The 15522-nt window shown below is 61.1% G+C and carries 15 protein-coding genes and 1 tRNA gene; 3 read left to right on the forward strand and 13 right to left on the reverse strand.

Annotated elements, in window-relative coordinates; translation table 11 throughout:
- The first annotated feature begins 43 nt into the window (after positions 1 to 43).
- From P8014_RS08660 to P8014_RS08670, 3 genes are read left to right on the forward strand one after another with little or no spacing between them, the layout of a single operon-like run.
- Positions 44 to 412: a hypothetical protein gene (locus P8014_RS08660; RefSeq protein WP_337816915.1), complete on the forward strand. Its 369-nt coding sequence runs from the start codon at positions 44 to 46 to the stop codon at positions 410 to 412.
- Complete coding sequence (locus P8014_RS08665; RefSeq protein WP_337816916.1) at positions 409 to 696, forward strand: hypothetical protein; 288 nt, start codon at positions 409 to 411, stop codon at positions 694 to 696. Before P8014_RS08660 ends, P8014_RS08665 begins: the two co-directional genes overlap by 4 nt.
- On the forward strand, positions 693 to 1664 hold the full coding sequence (locus tag P8014_RS08670; RefSeq protein ID WP_337816917.1) for a hydrolase: 972 nt from the start codon (positions 693 to 695) through the stop codon (positions 1662 to 1664). The genes P8014_RS08665 and P8014_RS08670 overlap by 4 nt, the downstream gene beginning before the upstream one ends.
- 66 nt (positions 1665 to 1730) lie before the next feature.
- Here P8014_RS08670 and pnp read toward each other — a convergent pair whose 3' ends face one another.
- The 13 genes from pnp to uvrB all read right to left on the reverse strand — a co-directional run bounded on the left by pnp (position 1731) and on the right by uvrB (position 15371).
- Positions 1731 to 3818, reverse strand: coding sequence for a polyribonucleotide nucleotidyltransferase (gene pnp / locus P8014_RS08675; protein ID WP_337816918.1), 2088 nt, complete (start codon positions 3816 to 3818; stop codon positions 1731 to 1733).
- A gap of 179 nt (positions 3819 to 3997) precedes the next feature.
- Positions 3998 to 4267 (reverse strand): 30S ribosomal protein S15, encoded by a 270-nt coding sequence (gene rpsO, locus P8014_RS08680; protein WP_337816919.1) that lies wholly within the window; start codon positions 4265 to 4267, stop codon positions 3998 to 4000.
- A 266-nt stretch (positions 4268 to 4533) separates the two neighbouring features.
- Positions 4534 to 4893: a MerR family transcriptional regulator gene (locus tag P8014_RS08685; RefSeq protein WP_337816920.1), complete on the reverse strand. Its 360-nt coding sequence runs from the start codon at positions 4891 to 4893 to the stop codon at positions 4534 to 4536.
- Positions 4877 to 5173, reverse strand: coding sequence for an integration host factor subunit alpha (gene ihfA, locus P8014_RS08690; protein WP_337816921.1), 297 nt, complete (start codon positions 5171 to 5173; stop codon positions 4877 to 4879). Before ihfA ends, P8014_RS08685 begins: the two co-directional genes overlap by 17 nt.
- Positions 5174 to 5179: 6 nt before the next feature.
- Entirely contained in the window at positions 5180 to 7555 is a 2376-nt protein-coding gene (gene pheT / locus P8014_RS08695; protein ID WP_337816922.1) for a phenylalanine--tRNA ligase subunit beta, read from the reverse strand.
- A 31-nt stretch (positions 7556 to 7586) separates the two neighbouring features.
- Complete coding sequence (pheS, locus tag P8014_RS08700; protein ID WP_337816923.1) at positions 7587 to 8603, reverse strand: phenylalanine--tRNA ligase subunit alpha; 1017 nt, start codon at positions 8601 to 8603, stop codon at positions 7587 to 7589.
- A gap of 132 nt (positions 8604 to 8735) precedes the next feature.
- Positions 8736 to 9095 (reverse strand): 50S ribosomal protein L20, encoded by a 360-nt coding sequence (gene rplT / locus P8014_RS08705; protein ID WP_337816924.1) that lies wholly within the window; start codon positions 9093 to 9095, stop codon positions 8736 to 8738.
- Between the two features lie 22 nt (positions 9096 to 9117).
- Positions 9118 to 9315 (reverse strand): 50S ribosomal protein L35, encoded by a 198-nt coding sequence (rpmI, locus tag P8014_RS08710; protein ID WP_337816925.1) that lies wholly within the window; start codon positions 9313 to 9315, stop codon positions 9118 to 9120.
- Positions 9316 to 9365: 50 nt separating this feature from the next.
- Positions 9366 to 9884 carry a translation initiation factor IF-3 gene (infC, locus tag P8014_RS08715; RefSeq protein ID WP_337816943.1) on the reverse strand — a complete coding sequence of 173 codons (519 nt, stop codon included), beginning with the start codon at positions 9882 to 9884 and terminating at the stop codon, positions 9366 to 9368.
- A 22-nt stretch (positions 9885 to 9906) separates the two neighbouring features.
- Complete coding sequence (gene thrS, locus P8014_RS08720; protein ID WP_337816926.1) at positions 9907 to 11817, reverse strand: threonine--tRNA ligase; 1911 nt, start codon at positions 11815 to 11817, stop codon at positions 9907 to 9909.
- 105 nt (positions 11818 to 11922) lie between these two features.
- A tRNA-Val gene (locus tag P8014_RS08725) sits at positions 11923 to 11999 on the reverse strand.
- Between the two features lie 50 nt (positions 12000 to 12049).
- The gene (locus P8014_RS08730) at positions 12050 to 13408 is read right to left on the reverse strand and encodes a hypothetical protein (RefSeq protein WP_337816927.1); all 1359 of its coding nucleotides are present in this window, start codon (positions 13406 to 13408) and stop codon (positions 12050 to 12052) included.
- On the reverse strand, positions 13362 to 15371 hold the full coding sequence (gene uvrB, locus P8014_RS08735) for an excinuclease ABC subunit UvrB (protein WP_337816928.1): 2010 nt from the start codon (positions 15369 to 15371) through the stop codon (positions 13362 to 13364). The genes P8014_RS08730 and uvrB overlap by 47 nt, the downstream gene beginning before the upstream one ends.
- Positions 15372 to 15522 lie beyond the last annotated feature (151 nt).

A 15522-nucleotide genomic window follows, 5' to 3' on the forward strand; every position in this document is an offset into this window, starting at 1 on the left:
GGCGTTAAAATAGCGCCAACGCAGGCCGTGACAGGAGCATCGAGTGAGTGAACCCTACGCCGCCATCGAGAGCGCGGATCAGCCTCCCCTGACATATTCCGACAGCATGAGTCTCATGGTCGCCTGCGCCGGAGCGTACAGCGGCGGTCGTCCGCTCAAACTCGGCGAGCCATGCACCCATAGCGAACTGTCGCGAAACCCGGGCTACCGCAATCGGCGTGCGGGGCTCGTATTGGAACTGAGTGGCGACGAGCTGCAGCGCTTGATCCTCGCGGCCCTGACGCCGGATGAGGTCTCGCGTCTGCGTGCGCGGCACGGGCTGGTCGACGAATTGAGCACCGAACTGTATGCCGCCGACACCCGCGCGGCACTCGAGCCCAAGGTACGCGTACCCACGGAGCCCGCGCAATGAGTGCCGACAGGGAAAATGCACTGGAAGCGAAGCTTCGCGAGTGGTTCGAGCGTCCGCGGGTCAAACAAGCCGGCTGGTCGCCACGGCTGTTCTGGAAACCCGATCAAAGCGGACCTTTCGGGCCATTGCGCGTCGATCCGCTGGAACTCGAACTCTTCTTCGCCACCCTGCTTGAGGAGCCCTCCGCGTGCGCTGCCGAACTGGATGCACAGCAGCCAGGACGGGCCGCCTTTCTCGCAGCCAACGCCCGACGCCACGAACTACCGTTGTTCACGGCGAAATGAAACCCTGCGCTCAAAGTCCGTTCCGACCGGCCTGGTGGCTGCCCGGCCCCCATCTGCAGACACTGTGGCCCTATCTGGTCCGCCCCTACCGCAGTCTGGCCCTGCGCCGGGAGCGCCTGGAACTACCCGATGGTGACTTCCTGGATCTCGACTGGACGGCGGAGCGCAATGCCCCTGGACTCGTACTGGTCCTTCACGGCCTGGAAGGGTCCAGCGGCTCGGCCTACGTACAGCGACTTCTGCGTCGCCTACAGCCGCTCGGACTACAGGCGGTCGTCATGCACTTTCGCGGCTGCAGCGGCGAACCTAACCGACTCGCACGCGGCTATCACGCCGGCGATACGGCCGATGTGGAGTTCGTGGTGGAACATCTGCGTCAGCAGCAACCGCAGCGCCCTCTCGCTGCAATCGGCTATTCGCTGGGTGCCAACGTATTGCTCAAATGGCTAGGAGAAAGCGCCGAACGCAACCCCTTGCGCTGCGCCGCCGCCGTCTCCGTGCCGTTCGAACTCGAAGCCGCCGCCAAGAGACTGGAGGGAGGATTCTCGCGAGTCTATCAACGCTCTCTGCTGCGTTCCCTGCGTCGCAGCGTCGCGCGCAAATACGCCCAGCGCGACATGCCCATACCGCGGCACATCGTTGACTCCGCGCCCAGCCTGCGCGCTTTCGACGACCGCTTCACGGCTCCCCTGCACGGCTTCCACAGCGCCGAGGACTATTACCGGCGCTCCAGTTGTCGCCCCTGGCTGCCGTACATCCGGCGGCCGACGCTGATCGTGCACGCCGCCGACGACCCCTTTCTGGAACCCTGCGCCATTCCTTCGAACGCCGAACTGCCCTCCGGCGTAGAACTCCAGCTCACGCCGAGCGGCGGGCATGTCGGTTTCGCCGCCGGTCGCTTTCCCGGCCGCACAGAGGACTGGCTTGGACCTCACACGGCACATTGGCTGGCTCGTAACCTGGGCTAAAATTCTTCGGCCAAACGAAAAACGGGGGCAAAAGCCCCCGTTTTTCAATCAGATGAAGCGCTTACTTCAAGCGGCTTCAACAGCCTTGATGCTCAAGCGGATACGACCCTGCTTGTCCACCTCCAGCACCTTGACGCGCACGCTGTCGCCTTCGCTGAGCTTGTCGGAGACGCTCTCGACACGCTCGTTGGAGATCTGCGAGATGTGCACCAGACCGTCCCGGCCAGGCAGAATGGTCACGAAAGCACCGAAATCCATGATCTTGGCGACGCGGCCTTCGTAGATCCGGCCCACTTCGACGTCCGCGGTGATTTCCTCGATGCGGCGACGTGCTTCCTCACCGGCAGCCTTGTCCACGGAGGCAATGCGCACGGTACCGTCATCGTTGATGTCGATGGTGGCGCCGGTCTCCTCGGTCAGCGCACGGATGGTCGCGCCGCCCTTGCCGATCACGTCGCGTATCTTGTCCGGATTGATACGAATGGTGATGTAACGCGGCGCATAGACGGACATCTCGGTACGCGGCTGGTCAAGCACCTCAGCCATTTTACCCAGAATATGCATGCGGCCGTCACGTGCCTGGGAAAGCGCCTGTTCCATGATCTCGCGCGTGATGCCATCGATCTTGATGTCCATCTGCAGCGCGGTCACGCCATCGGACGTACCCGCCACCTTGAAGTCCATGTCGCCGAGGTGATCCTCGTCGCCGAGGATGTCGCTGAGCACGGCGAAACCGTCCTGCTCCTTGATCAGGCCCATGGCGATACCGGCGACCGGCGCCTTCAGCGGCACACCGGCGTCCATCAGCGCCAGGCTGGTGCCGCAGACCGAGGCCATCGAGCTGGAGCCGTTGGATTCGGTGATCTCGGAAACCACGCGCACCACGTAGGGGAAGGAACCTTCCTCCGGCATCACGGCCTGGATGCCACGCTTGGCCAGGCGGCCGTGGCCGATCTCGCGACGCTTGGGCGAGCCGACCATGCCGGTCTCACCGACGCAGTACGGAGGGAAGTTGTAATGCAGCAGGAATCGCTCGCGGCGCTCGCCCTCGATGGCATCGATGATCTGCGAATCGCGCTCGGTACCCAGCGTGGAGACCACCAGAGCCTGCGTTTCACCGCGGGTGAACAGCGCGGAGCCATGGGTACGCGGCAGCACGCCGGTACGTACGGTGATCGGGCGCACGGTGCGGGTATCGCGGCCGTCGATGCGCAGCTCACCGGCGATGATACGGCCGCGAACCAAGGCCTTCTCGATCTTGCCGAACACGCCGGCCACCGCATCCGCGCTGGGGGCATCCTCAGCCTGGGTCGCGAACTCGGCCACAATCTGCTCACGCAGCTCGGATACTCGACTCTGGCGTGCCAGCTTGTCCTGAATCTGGTAGGCGGCAGTCAGCTCGGCCTCGCAGCTCGTACGCACGGCTTCGAGCAGCGACTCGTCGGTCGCCGGCGGCTGCCAGTCCCAAGCGGGCTTGCCGGCTTCGGCAGCCAGTTCGCGAATCGCCTGGATCGCGGCCTGCATCTGCTCGTGTCCATACATGACGGCGCCGAGCATCACGTCTTCCGCCAGTTCCTTGGCCTCGGACTCGACCATCAGCACCGCCTGTTCGGTACCGGCGACAACCAGGTCGAGCTGCGATTCCTTGAGCTGGGAGAACGTCGGGTTGAGCAGGTAGGCGCCGTCGCTGTAGCCGACGCGGGCGCAGCCGATGGGGCCGTTGAAGGGCACGCCGGAGATCGCCAACGCGGCGGAGGCGCCAAGCATGGCCGGCACGTCCGGATCGACGTCGGGATTGACGGACATCACCGTGGCGATGACCTGGACTTCGTTGAGGAAGCCCTTGGGGAACAACGGCCGCAGCGGCCGGTCGATCAGGCGGGAAGTCAGCGTTTCCTTCTCGCTGGGGCGCCCTTCGCGCTTGAAAAAGCCGCCGGGAATGCGGCCAGCCGCGTAGGTGCGTTCCTGGTAGTTGACCGTGAGGGGGAAGAAATCGCGCCCCGGCACCGCCTGTTTCTGCGCCACGGCGGTCACCAGGACCACGGTATCGCTCATATTTACGATGACGGCGCCGTCGGCCTGACGGGCGACCTCGGCGGTTTCGAAACTTACGGTGTGGTCACCGTACTGGAAGGATTTTTTTATGGCTGACACGTTCCCACTTCCTGACTGTTGACCGCCACACGGCGGCAGCGGATTTAACAGGCTTCAAAAAAACGACAGCGAAGGGCGGGCGCTGCTTCGCAGTGCTCGCTCCTTCGCACGAATACCTGATATGCACTTCGCCGCATGACGGGAACTACCCATGCTTGCGGCGGCCACCGACACGACTATCAGCGGCGCAGGCCAAGCTCACTGATCAGAGCCTGGTAACGCTGCTGGTCCTTGCCGCGCAGGTAGTCAAGCAGCTTACGGCGCTGATTGACCAGCTTAAGCAAACCACGGCGCGAATGATGATCGTGCTTATGGGTATTGAAATGATCGGTCAGGTAAGTAATGCGCGCGGTCAACAACGCAACCTGAACCTCCGGCGAACCCGTGTCGGACGGGTCACGCTGGAACTTGCCAACGATATTGGACTTGTCTTCAGCGGACAAAGACATCTATGACTCCCACCAAGGAAAACGACTGTGCTTGAAAAGGCGCGAATTCTATCACGCGCCGACGTACCGCGCATCATTCACTTGCGATATGCGGAATTAACAGGTTGTTGTTGCTCAGGCGAGCGCGAGAGAAGTGAAGAATCGGTCGCGAAAGCGCTGTTTACGAAGTGCAAATGAGCACAAGAGTTCGATTCCGACGCGCTATCGTGCAGCATGAGTAGAATTTCAACAGCCTGTTAACGGACTGAGCCTACCGGAGCAGGTCCTTAAGAACGTTTGAGTTCGTGCAGCAATTCCTCCAGCTCGATCCGCAACTGGCGAACGATCTGCTGGCTCTGGCTGTTGTCGGCCCTCGATTCCGCGCTTTCGAGCTTTTGCCGTGCGCCGCCGATAGTATAGCCCTGCTCGTATAGCAGGCTGCGTATCTGGCGAATGAGGATGACGTCCTGGCGCTGGTAATAACGGCGGTTGCCGCGGCGCTTGACGGGCTTGAGCGCGGAAAACTCCTGCTCCCAGTAGCGCAGCACGTGCGGCTTGACATCACACAATTCGCTAACCTCACCGATAGTGAAGTAACGCTTTGTGGGAATCGGCGGCAATTCGCTGTTGTTACTTGCCTCCAGCATAGGCTTCGACCCTCGCTTTGAGCTTCTGGCCCGGACGGAACGTCACGACGCGCCGCGCCGTAATCGGAATTTCCTCGCCCGTCTTGGGATTGCGTCCGGGACGTTCTTTCTTGTCACGCAGGGTAAAATTGCCGAAACCCGATAGCTTGACTTCTTCCCCGCGCTCTAGCGCCTCGCTCAACGCATGGAAGAAGAGTTCGACGAAATCCTTGGCCTCGCGCTTATTCAGACCCATTTCCTCGAACAGGCGTTCGGCCATGTCCGCCTTAGTCAAAGCCATCTGTTCCTACCCCCTCGGTTTCGCAGCGAATCGCCGGCTGAGTTCTTCCATGATCCGGCTGAGTATAGTCTCTACCTCGTCGTCTGTAAGGCTGCTGGAAAACCCCTGAAAAATCAATCCAAAAGCTAGACTTTTATATCCGTTTTCTATGCCTTTTCCCGCATACACGTCGAAAAGTTGCGTTTCACGCACCTCCGGAACCTTCAAAGCCTCGATCGCGGCAAGCACATCGCCGGCGGCAACATCCTCTTCCACGATCACGGCAAGGTCCCGCCGCATTGCCGGGAAACGCGACAAGGTTTCGAAGTGCGGCACCTTGCCCTGGCTCATGGCCTCGATATCCAGCTCGAACAGGCCTACGGGCAGCTCCAGTTCGAGCTTGCGCTCCAGTTCGGGCCCCAACATTCCGACCCAACCGATATTATGCCCGTCCAGCACCACTCGCGCGCTTTGTCCGGGATGCAGGGCGGGATGTTCATCCGCCGCATAGTTGGCACGAATGCCAATCCGCGCCAATAGCGCTTCCACGTCGCCCTTTATATCGAAGAAGTCGACCTGGCGAGCCTCGCTACCCCATTGTTCGGGAAACACACTGCCGAAGGCCGCTCCGGCCAGCATCGGCTGCTGCAGTAGTTGTCCGTCACGACGCACGAAGCGCAGGCCGGTCTCGAACAAGCGTCCACGTGGCTGCTGCCGCTTGCGATTATAGTTCAGCGCCGCCACCAGACCGGGCCACAACGACGGACGCATCACGGCAAGTTCGCTCGAGATCGGGTTGGCCAGCGCCGTGGCCTTCTCCCCGGGCGCGAACAGCTTCGCCGAGTCCGCATCGATGAAACTGTAGGTGATCGCCTCCTGATACTCGAGCGCACGCAGACACTCGCGCAGGCGCGCGACGCCGACCTTGGCTTCGCCGTTCGGCATAATGCGCGGCTGCACTGGCGCACGGTGCTCAGGAACCTCGTCATAGCCGCGCACGCGAGCCAGCTCTTCGATCAGATCGGCTTCAATAGACAAATCGAAGCGCGGGCTGGGCGGTGTTACGCGCCAGCCTTCAGCCTGAGCCTCGACGATGCAACCAAGCCCAACGAGAATACCCTCGACCTGCGCATCCTCGAATTCCAGCCCAAGCAGACGGCCTATGCGTTCACGCCGCAACGCAATCGGCTCGCGCTGCGGCAACTTGGCCGGCGCACTGGCTTCGACCACTGGCCCAGGAGAACCGCCTGCGATTTCCATCAACAACTGCGTGGCGCGCTCCAACGCGGCGATCTGTAGCTGCGGGTCGACACCGCGCTCGAAGCGGTGCGAGGACTCGGTATGCAGCCCCAGCGAACGCGCCCGGCCGCTGATCGACTGTGGATCGAAATAGGCGCTTTCCAGAAACACGTCGACGGTTGCATCGGAAACGGCGCTGTCTGCACCGCCCATCACGCCGGCGACCGCAAGCGGTCCGGAGGCGTCGGCGATAAGCAGCGTCCCGGCCTCGACGGTAACGGTCTGGCCGTCGATCAACTCCACCTTCTCGCCTTCGGCTGCAAGGCGCACGCGGATCTCCCGGTCCAGCTTGGCCAGATCGAAGGCATGCATCGGCTGACCCAACTCAAGCATGACGTAGTTGGTGACATCGACCGCGGCGCTGATGCTACGCACCCCCGCACGACGCAGACGCTCGCGCATCCACAATGGCGCCGACGCACCCGGCTGGATTCCGCGCACGACGCGCCCCGTATAGCGAGGGCAGGCATCTTCGGCCTCGAGAGTCACCGTAAATGTGTCCGCGGCCTGGGCCGCGACCGCTGGCGGGGCCAACTCCAACAAAGGAGTCCCGGTCAGAATGGAGGCCTCTCTGGCCACCCCGCGCATGCACAGGCAATCCGCACGATTCGGCGTCAAGTCGACTTCGAGAATCGAATCGTCCAGATCCAGATAGCTGCGGATGTCCTGCCCGAGCGGAGCGTCCGCTGGCAACGCCATCAGCCCGTCACTGCTTTCGGCGAGGCCCAGCTCGGCGGCCGAGCACAGCATGCCCTGGGACTCCACCCCCCGCAGGCGCGCCGCCTTGATCTTCAGACCGCCAGTCAGCTCTGCACCGACTCGCGCGAACGGCGCGATCATGCCGGCCTCGACGTTGGGCGCGCCGCAAACGACCTGAAAAGTCTCACTGCTGCCGTCGTCGACCTGACAGACACGCAAACGGTCCGCATCGGCATGCTGCGCGACGCTTTGCACGCGACCGACCACGACGTTGCTGCAGGCGGGTGCCGCTGTCTCCAGCGCATCGAGTTCCAGACCCGCCATGGTCAAACGGTCGCCCAACGCCTGGGCGTCGAGCGCCGACTCAGGCAACCATTCTGTTAGCCAGGAATGACTGATTCGCATGCTGGTGAAAAACTCTCAAGTGTTGATTATTTCAGACGAACTGCCCGAGGAAACGCAGATCGTTGTCGAAAAACATGCGCAGATCCGGAACGCTGTAGCGCAGCATCGCCAAGCGTTCCACACCGATACCAAATGCGTACCCGGTGTAGCGCTCCGCATCAACGCCGACTTGCTCGAAAACGTTGGGATGCACCATGCCGCAGCCAAGGATCTCCAGCCAGCCGGTATGACTGCACACGCGGCACCCGCTGCCGTGGCACTGAACGCATTCGATGTCCACTTCGGCCGAAGGCTCGGTGAACGGGAAATAGGACGGTCGGAAGCGTGTCTGCAAGTCGTCCTGCTCGAAGAAGGCGCGCAGAAAATCTCCCAACACCCCTTTTAGATCGGCAAAGGTAATGCCCTCGCCCACCGCCAAACCTTCGACCTGATGGAACATCGGGCTATGCGTCAGATCGGAATCGCAGCGGTACACGCGCCCTGGCGCGATCACGCGCAGCGGCGGCGTGCGCGATTCCATGAAACGCACCTGCACTGGTGAGGTGTGCGTACGCAGCACCTGACCATCAGGGAAATAAAAAGTGTCGTGCATCGCGCGGGCCGGATGATGCGCGGGGATGTTCAAGGCCTCGAAATTGTGGAACTCGTCTTCGATTTCCGGACCTTCGGCAACCTCGAAACCGGCCTGCGCAAACAGTTCGGTCATGCGCTCGATCGTCCGCGTCAGCGGATGCAGACCGGCGATCAATCGGCCACGCCCCGGCAACGTCACATCGACGCGGTCGTGCTGCAAACGAGCTTCAAGCGCGTTGCGCTCGAGCACTTCGCGCCGCGAAGTGATGGCCTCGGCGACAAACTGCTTTACGTCGTTGATCGCCTGCCCGGCCGCCGGCCGCTCTTCGGGCGGCAGACCACCTAGCGACTTGAGCTGTTCGGTCAACAGCCCTTTCTTGCCCAGGTAGCGTACCCGCAGCGCATCCAGCGCACCCAGGTCGGGAGCTTCCTGCACGGCCTCGACGGCCTCCTGCTTCAAGGCATCCAGATTCACGAACGTCTCGCCAGCTTTGCCCGGAAACCGTCTCGACAGACGCTTCCGGTAGTCACAAACGAAAAGGGGAAAGGCCCGCCTTTCCCCTTTTACCGCATCCTGCGGACGAACCGCAGGCCATCGCTACAGGGCTCAGGCGGACAGCGCAGCCTTGGCCTTCTCGGCGATCTTGCCAAACGCTTCGATGTCGTACACGGCCAGATCGGCAAGCACCTTGCGATCGATCTCGATGCCGCTCTTGTTCAGACCGTCGATCAGGCGGCTGTACGACAGATCGAACTGGCGTGCGGCGGCATTGATACGCACGATCCACAGGCCGCGGAACTGACGCTTGCGCTGGCGGCGGTCACGGTAGGCGTACTGACCGGCACGGGTGACGGCCTGCTTGGCGACGCGGTAGACGTTCTTGCGGGCACCATAGTAACCCTTGGCCTTCTTCAGAACTTTCTTGTGGCGCGCGTGCGCGGTAACACCACGTTTTACTCGGGGCATATCTAAATCCTCTCGATCCGGCTCAGCTGTAGGGGAGCATGCGCTTGATTGCCGGCGTGTCGCACTCGGCCACGAGGGACGGCTCACGCAGATGGCGCTTACGCTTGGTGCTCTTCTTGGTCAAAATGTGGTTGAGATGCGACTGGGCACGCTTGTAACGGCCGGAGGCCGTCTTAGAAAAGCGCTTGGCCGCGCCACGATTGGTCTTCAGTTTTGGCATTGAATTACTACTCCACTACAGCACGTGAGCCGAATGCGCGGCTGCACGATTCATTTCTTTTTTGGGGCTACGACCATAACCATCTGGCGCCCCTCCATTTTAGGCCGCTGCTCGACCGTGACCAGATCGCCGAGATCCGCCTCGATTCTTTGCAGCAGTTGTATGCCTCTTTCCTGATGCGCCATTTCACGGCCGCGGAAGCGGATCGTGATTTTCGCTTTATCTCCATCTTCGAGAAACCGAGTCAGGTTGCGCATCTTCACCTGATAATCCCCGACGTCGGTACCAGGTCGGAACTTCACTTCTTTCACCTGGATTTGCTTCTGCTTCTTGCGGGCGACGGACGCCTTCTTGCTCTGCTCGAACTTGAATTTGCCGTAGTCCATGATACGGCACACCGGAGGCTGCGCCGTTGGGACGATTTCGACCAGATCCAACTCGGCCTCTTCGGCTAGTGCCCGCGCCTCTTCAATCGAGACGACTCCGCGATTTTCGCCCTCGGCGTCGATCAGCCGGATCTGCCTGACCGTGATCTCGTCATTCAGGCGTACATTCTTCTGCGCGCTGATACGCTACCCCTCCAATAAACAATCAAAACGCAGACGGCACGGGCTCCTCGGATAGCCTCATGAGCAGTGTTTCCAAACTCATCGAGCCGAGGTCTTCCCCTGCACGTGTGCGCACGGCAACTGTACGATCTTCCGCCTCACGATCGCCGACCACCAACAGGAACGGGATACGCTGAAGCGTATGCTCGCGAATCTTAAAGCCAATCTTCTCGTTTCTCAAGTCGGAAACGGCGCGAAGACCCTGTTTCCTCAGGATTTCACGCACTTCCTCCGCATAAGCTGCCTGTCGGTCGGTGATGTTCATCACCGAGATCTGGATCGGCGCCAGCCAGAACGGGAAACGCCCCTCGTGGTGCTCGATCAGAATACCGATGAAACGCTCAAGCGAACCGAGGATAGCGCGATGCAGCATCACCGGCGTCTGGCGCTCGGAATGCTCGTCAACGTACTCTGCATCCAGCTTGAGCGGCATGTGATAGTCGGCCTGAATGGTGCCGACCTGCCACGCACGCCCGATCGCATCCTTGAGATGGTACTCGACCTTGGGACTGTAGAAGGCGCCCTCGCCCGGCAGCTCCTCCCACTCCACGCCACAGCGGCGCAAGGCGTTGCGCAGCGTATCCTCGGCCTTGTCCCAATCCTCGTCCGAGCCGAGCCGCACGTCGGGACGCAAGGCGATCTTCACCGCAACGTCGTCGAAACCGAAGTCGGCGTACACCTTCATCGCCTGCTCGTGGAAGGTAGCGACCTCCTCCTCGATCTGGCCCTCCGTGCAGAAAATGTGGCCGTCGTCCTGGGTGAAGCCACGTACGCGCATGATGCCGTGCAGCGCGCCGGAGGTTTCATTGCGGTGGCAGGCGCCGAATTCGCCGTAGCGCAGCGGTAGATCGCGGTAGCTGCGCAAGGCGTGATTGAAAATCTGCACATGCCCCGGGCAATTCATCGGCTTGAGGGCGTATTCCCTCTTTTCCGACTCCGTGAAGAACATATGTTCCTTGTAGTTCCCCCAATGCCCGGAGCGCTTCCACAGCGACACGTCGACAACCTGAGGAGTGCGCACCTCCTGGTAGCCGCACTCGACGTAGACGCGGCGCATGTACTGCTCGACCGTATTCCAGATACTCCAGCCCTTGGCGTGCCAGAACACCATGCCGGGCGCCTCTTCCTGGACATGAAACAGATCGAGCTGCTTGCCGATGCGGCGATGATCGCGTTTCTCGGCCTCTTCGAGCTGGCGCAGATAGGCCTTCAGCGCCTTCTTGTCCGCCCAGGCGGTGCCATAGATACGCTGCAGCATCTCGTTGCTGGCGTCACCGCGCCAATAGGCACCGGCCAGCTTGGTCAGCTTGAACGCACCCAGCTTGCCGGTGCTCGGCACGTGCGGACCGCGGCACAGATCGATGAACTCGCCCTGCCTGTAGAGCGACAAGGTCTCGCCGGCGGGGATGTCCTCGATGATGCGCGCCTTGTACTCCTCACCCATATCGCGGAAAAAGGCAATCGCCTCCTCGCGCGGCATTTCGCTACGCGTCACCGGCAGATCCTGCGCGGCGAGTTCCTGCATCCTGGCCTCGATGGCCGCCACGTCCTCGGGCGTGAAGGAACGCGAATAGGCAAAGTCGTAATAGAAACCGTTGTCGACCACCGGGCCGATAGTGACCTGCGCTTCCGGGAACAGATCCTTCACCGCCTGACCGAGCAGATGCGCGGTCGAATGCCGGAGAATCTCAAGACCGTCGTCGTCTCTCGAGGTGACGATCGCCACCTGCGCATCATTCCCGATAACACGGGACAGATCGACCAGACGGCCATCGACACGACCGGCCAGCGCGGCCTTGGCCAGACCGGCACCAATATCGGAGGCGACTTCGCCTACGGTTACGGGGTGATCGAAACGGCGCTCGCTGCCGTCAGGCAGGGTGATAACTGGCATGGCAGTCTCCATGGATGACCTATACGAGGGGCCATCGGCCACAAACAAAAGGCTGCGGCATCGCGGGAAACCTCCCCGTCGACACCGACAGCCTTTTCGAAGCGTTGGTAGGCGCGATTGGACTCGAACCAACGACCCCCACCATGTCAAGGTGGTGCTCTAACCAACTGAGCTACGCGCCTGAAGAAGCGCAAATCTTATCCGAGCCATTCAAAAACGGCAAGACCCTCTTTCAAATCGCATCGATCGCCGCTCTGCCCGGACGCAAACCCGTACCGCCGAAGAACCGCCGATTGAGGTGCAAGAACGTAAACAGCGTCTTGATCTGCACGTAGACCAGCGGCAGCAGGAAACCGAAGTACAGTGGACTGAAGCGCTCGACAAGCTCGAGCCGCCCCAGGCCGTAGTAGATGAAAAACATGCCGAAGACGAAGAACGCGACACCAGGGCAGATCAACGAGTAACTCCCCGGATCACGTTTCTCACCATGCAGATAGTCCCGGAAATACCCCATTCGGCGCATGACCGCCATACCGAGCAGACCGAACAACATCTCCAGCGAGACCACCACAGAGCCCATCACGAACAGGTGATGTCTCGACATGTCTCCATCAAAGCCGTGCACCAGGCCGAACGACAAACGTACGAAAGTAATGCCGAGCAAAGTAAGAATGGGAATGACCAGCCATACGCTGGGCGAGGCAGACTCGTTCAAGCCGTGCCTGATGATGGACTTGAAACCGAGCACGAACTTCACCCCTCCTAACAGCACCGCAACACTGGCGAAGAAGATGGAGAGAAATATGGCGATCGCATTGATTTCAACGTGATGACTCATCGCCCCCGGCGCCGCCAGACCGACGGCAACCATGGCAAAGGCGAAGATCGCGATCATCTGACTCAGGTTGTTGTTGTCGACGAAGTCGAAATCACCCCGGATGAACAGACGCGTCAGGTAATCAGTGAAAACCCGCAAGGCATAGATTCCCACCGCGAGAAAGCCAAGGATCGCAAATGGGAACAGATACTCGATCACCGCCCACAGCCCTGGTACGAACACCGCCCCGAGGACGAACGCCAGATTGATGCTCATGGCCAACGTCAGAGGTATGACCATGAGCGTCACCTCGTGATTGGAATTGCGCAACTCGCGATACACCTCGGTGCGCCTGAAACGCGCATGCATGCCCAGATTCCACAGCAACAATCGAAAGTGCACCAGCGCAAGGACCAGGATGGCGCACATCGCGGCACCGACCAGCGCACGAACCGCCAACGGCCCATCCGCAAGCAGCGGCCATAGATGATCGAATGTCACCATCGGCGTGTCCGGATGATCCACCATGAACATCAGGTAGATGAAAAACGATACCGCCAATCCTCCGGCGCCCAGCGAAGCCAAAAAATACATCGGCGAGTAAGCGCCGCCCCGCAAACCGCTCATAATGCCCTCCCATGTCGCGCTGACAAGCAATAAGTTCAGATTATTATGATTTACTAATTTTTTATTGGGATGACACTGTTGCCCGACGGCGACAGACGCCTCAGCTGTCGCCGCCGAACGCCTCTTCGCGCAAACGATGCACCTCATCGCGCAAACGGGCCGCCTGCTCGAATTCGAGATTGCGCGCGTGCTCGTACATCTGTTTCTCGAGCTGCTCGATGCGCTTCGAGGCCTGTGCAGGGTTGGCATAGCCGGCTTGCTTTTCCGCCACCTTGGCCCAGCGCCCTGCACTCGCCGCCGGGCTCCCCGCATAAGCGCCCTCCATGACGTCGGCGATACGTTTCTCCACGCCTTTCGGAGTGATGCCGTGTTCCGCATTGAAACTCAACTGTTTGTCCCGACGGCGTTCGGTTTCGTCCAGCGCGCGGCGCATGGAGCCGGTCACCGAATCGGCATACAGAATCGCCTTGCCGTGCAGATTGCGCGCCGCGCGGCCGATAGTCTGGATCAGCGAACGCTCGGAACGCAGGAAGCCTTCCTTATCCGCATCGAGTATGGCCACCAGCGACACTTCCGGCATGTCCAGCCCCTCGCGCAACAGGTTGATGCCGATCAGCGCGTCGAACTCTCCCAGGCGCAGATCACGGATGATCTCCACGCGTTCGACCGTATCGATATCGGAATGCAGATAGCGCACGCGCACACCGTTCTCGTGCAGGTACTCGGTCAGGTCTTCAGCCATCCGTTTGGTCAGGGTCGTCACCAGCACCCGCTCGTTGCGCGCCGCTCGCTGCGTGATCTCTGACATGACGTCGTCGACCTGACCGGCAACCGGACGGATCTCCACTCCGGGATCGACCAAGCCGGTAGGCCGCACCACCTGCTCCACGACCGCGCCGGCGTGTTCCTGTTCGTACGGCCCCGGCGTGGCGGAAACATAGATCGTCTGCGGCGTCAGGCGCTCGAACTCATCGAAACGCAGCGGCCGGTTGTCCAGCGCCGAGGGCAAACGGAAACCGTACTCGACCAGCGTTTCCTTGCGCGAGCGGTCACCTTTATACATCGCTCCCAACTGCGGTACGGTGACGTGGCTCTCGTCGATGACCATTAACGCGTCCGCCGGCAAATAATCGAGCAGACACGGCGGCGGCTCACCGGGCCCGCGCCCGGACAGATAGCGCGAATAGTTCTCGATGCCCGAGCAATAGCCCAGCTCGATGATCATCTCGATATCGAAGCGGGTCCGCTGTTCGAGGCGTTGGGCCTCCACCAACCTACCCTGGTCGCGAAACTGTGCGAGCCGCTCCTTCAGCTCCACCTTGATCTCCTCGACCGCCTCCAACAGCGTCGAACGCGGCGTGACATAGTGCGTCTTGGGATAGATCGTCAGTCGCGGCACGCGACGCAGGATCTCGCCGGTCAGCGGATCGAAATACGACAGCTGTTCGATTTCGTCGTCGAACAGCTCGACTCGCACCGCTTCGTCGCCGGACTCCGCCGGGCGTATGTCGATCACCTCGCCCCGCACCCGGTAGGTGCCGCGCTGCAGTTCCACGTCGTTGCGCGTGTACTGCAACTCCGCCAGCCGGCGCAGCAACTCGCGCTGATCAATACGGTCGCCGCGGTCGAGGTGCAACACCATGCGCAGATACGACCCAGGATCACCCAGACCATAGATCGCCGACACCGTGGCGACAATGATCGCATCGCGACGCTCCATCAGCGCCTTGGTCGCCGACAGCCGCATCTGCTCGATATGATCGTTAACCGAGGCATCCTTCTCTATGAAGGTATCGCTCGCCGGCACGTAGGCTTCCGGCTGATAATAGTCGTAATAGGAGACAAAATATTCCACGGCGTTGTGCGGAAAGAATTCGCGCATCTCGCCGTAGAGCTGTGCCGCAAGCGTCTTATTCGGCGCCAAGATTACCGTGGGCCGCTTCAGACGCTGGATGACGTTGGCGATTGTGAAGGTCTTTCCCGAGCCGGTCACACCGAGCAGGGTCTGGTGCGCCAGCCCGGCCTCCAGACCGTCCATCAGCGCTTCGATCGCCGCCGGCTGGTCGCCGGCCGGCACATAATCCGTCTCAAGCTGAAACTGATCGCTCATTCGCATCCACCCGAGGAGGGCACCGTTTCCGCTGCCGATACAAACCGCCAGTCTATCCCACCGCCCCGGACCCTGCGGAAGGTGCGAAGCGAGATCGGCAAAAACGTGTTACAGCATCTTGACCAAACCGGAGCGCTTCTCTACCATTCGC

It is taken from the genome of Acidihalobacter sp., assembly GCF_037381185.1.
In the GTDB taxonomy this organism is placed as follows: domain Bacteria; phylum Pseudomonadota; class Gammaproteobacteria; order DSM-5130; family Acidihalobacteraceae; genus Acidihalobacter_A.

Excerpts from the sequence above, each read along its gene's own strand:
- uvrB (WP_337816928.1), bottom strand. The coding sequence starts at position 15,371 with ATGAGCGATCAGTTTCAGCTTGAGACGGATTATGTGCCGGCCGGCGAC.
- rpmI (WP_337816925.1), bottom strand. The coding sequence starts at position 9,315 with ATGCCAAAACTGAAGACCAATCGTGGCGCGGCCAAGCGCTTTTCTAAG.
- P8014_RS08685 (WP_337816920.1), bottom strand. The coding sequence starts at position 4,893 with ATGCTGGAGGCAAGTAACAACAGCGAATTGCCGCCGATTCCCACAAAG.
- thrS (WP_337816926.1), bottom strand. The coding sequence starts at position 11,817 with ATGCCAGTTATCACCCTGCCTGACGGCAGCGAGCGCCGTTTCGATCAC.
- pheT (WP_337816922.1), bottom strand. The coding sequence starts at position 7,555 with ATGCGAATCAGTCATTCCTGGCTAACAGAATGGTTGCCTGAGTCGGCG.
- rplT (WP_337816924.1), bottom strand. The coding sequence starts at position 9,095 with ATGCCCCGAGTAAAACGTGGTGTTACCGCGCACGCGCGCCACAAGAAA.
- P8014_RS08665 (WP_337816916.1), top strand. The coding sequence starts at position 409 with ATGAGTGCCGACAGGGAAAATGCACTGGAAGCGAAGCTTCGCGAGTGG.
- P8014_RS08670 (WP_337816917.1), top strand. The coding sequence starts at position 693 with ATGAAACCCTGCGCTCAAAGTCCGTTCCGACCGGCCTGGTGGCTGCCC.
- P8014_RS08730 (WP_337816927.1), bottom strand. The coding sequence starts at position 13,408 with ATGAGGTGCATCGTTTGCGCGAAGAGGCGTTCGGCGGCGACAGCTGAG.
- rpsO (WP_337816919.1), bottom strand. The coding sequence starts at position 4,267 with ATGTCTTTGTCCGCTGAAGACAAGTCCAATATCGTTGGCAAGTTCCAG.
- ihfA (WP_337816921.1), bottom strand. The coding sequence starts at position 5,173 with ATGGCTTTGACTAAGGCGGACATGGCCGAACGCCTGTTCGAGGAAATG.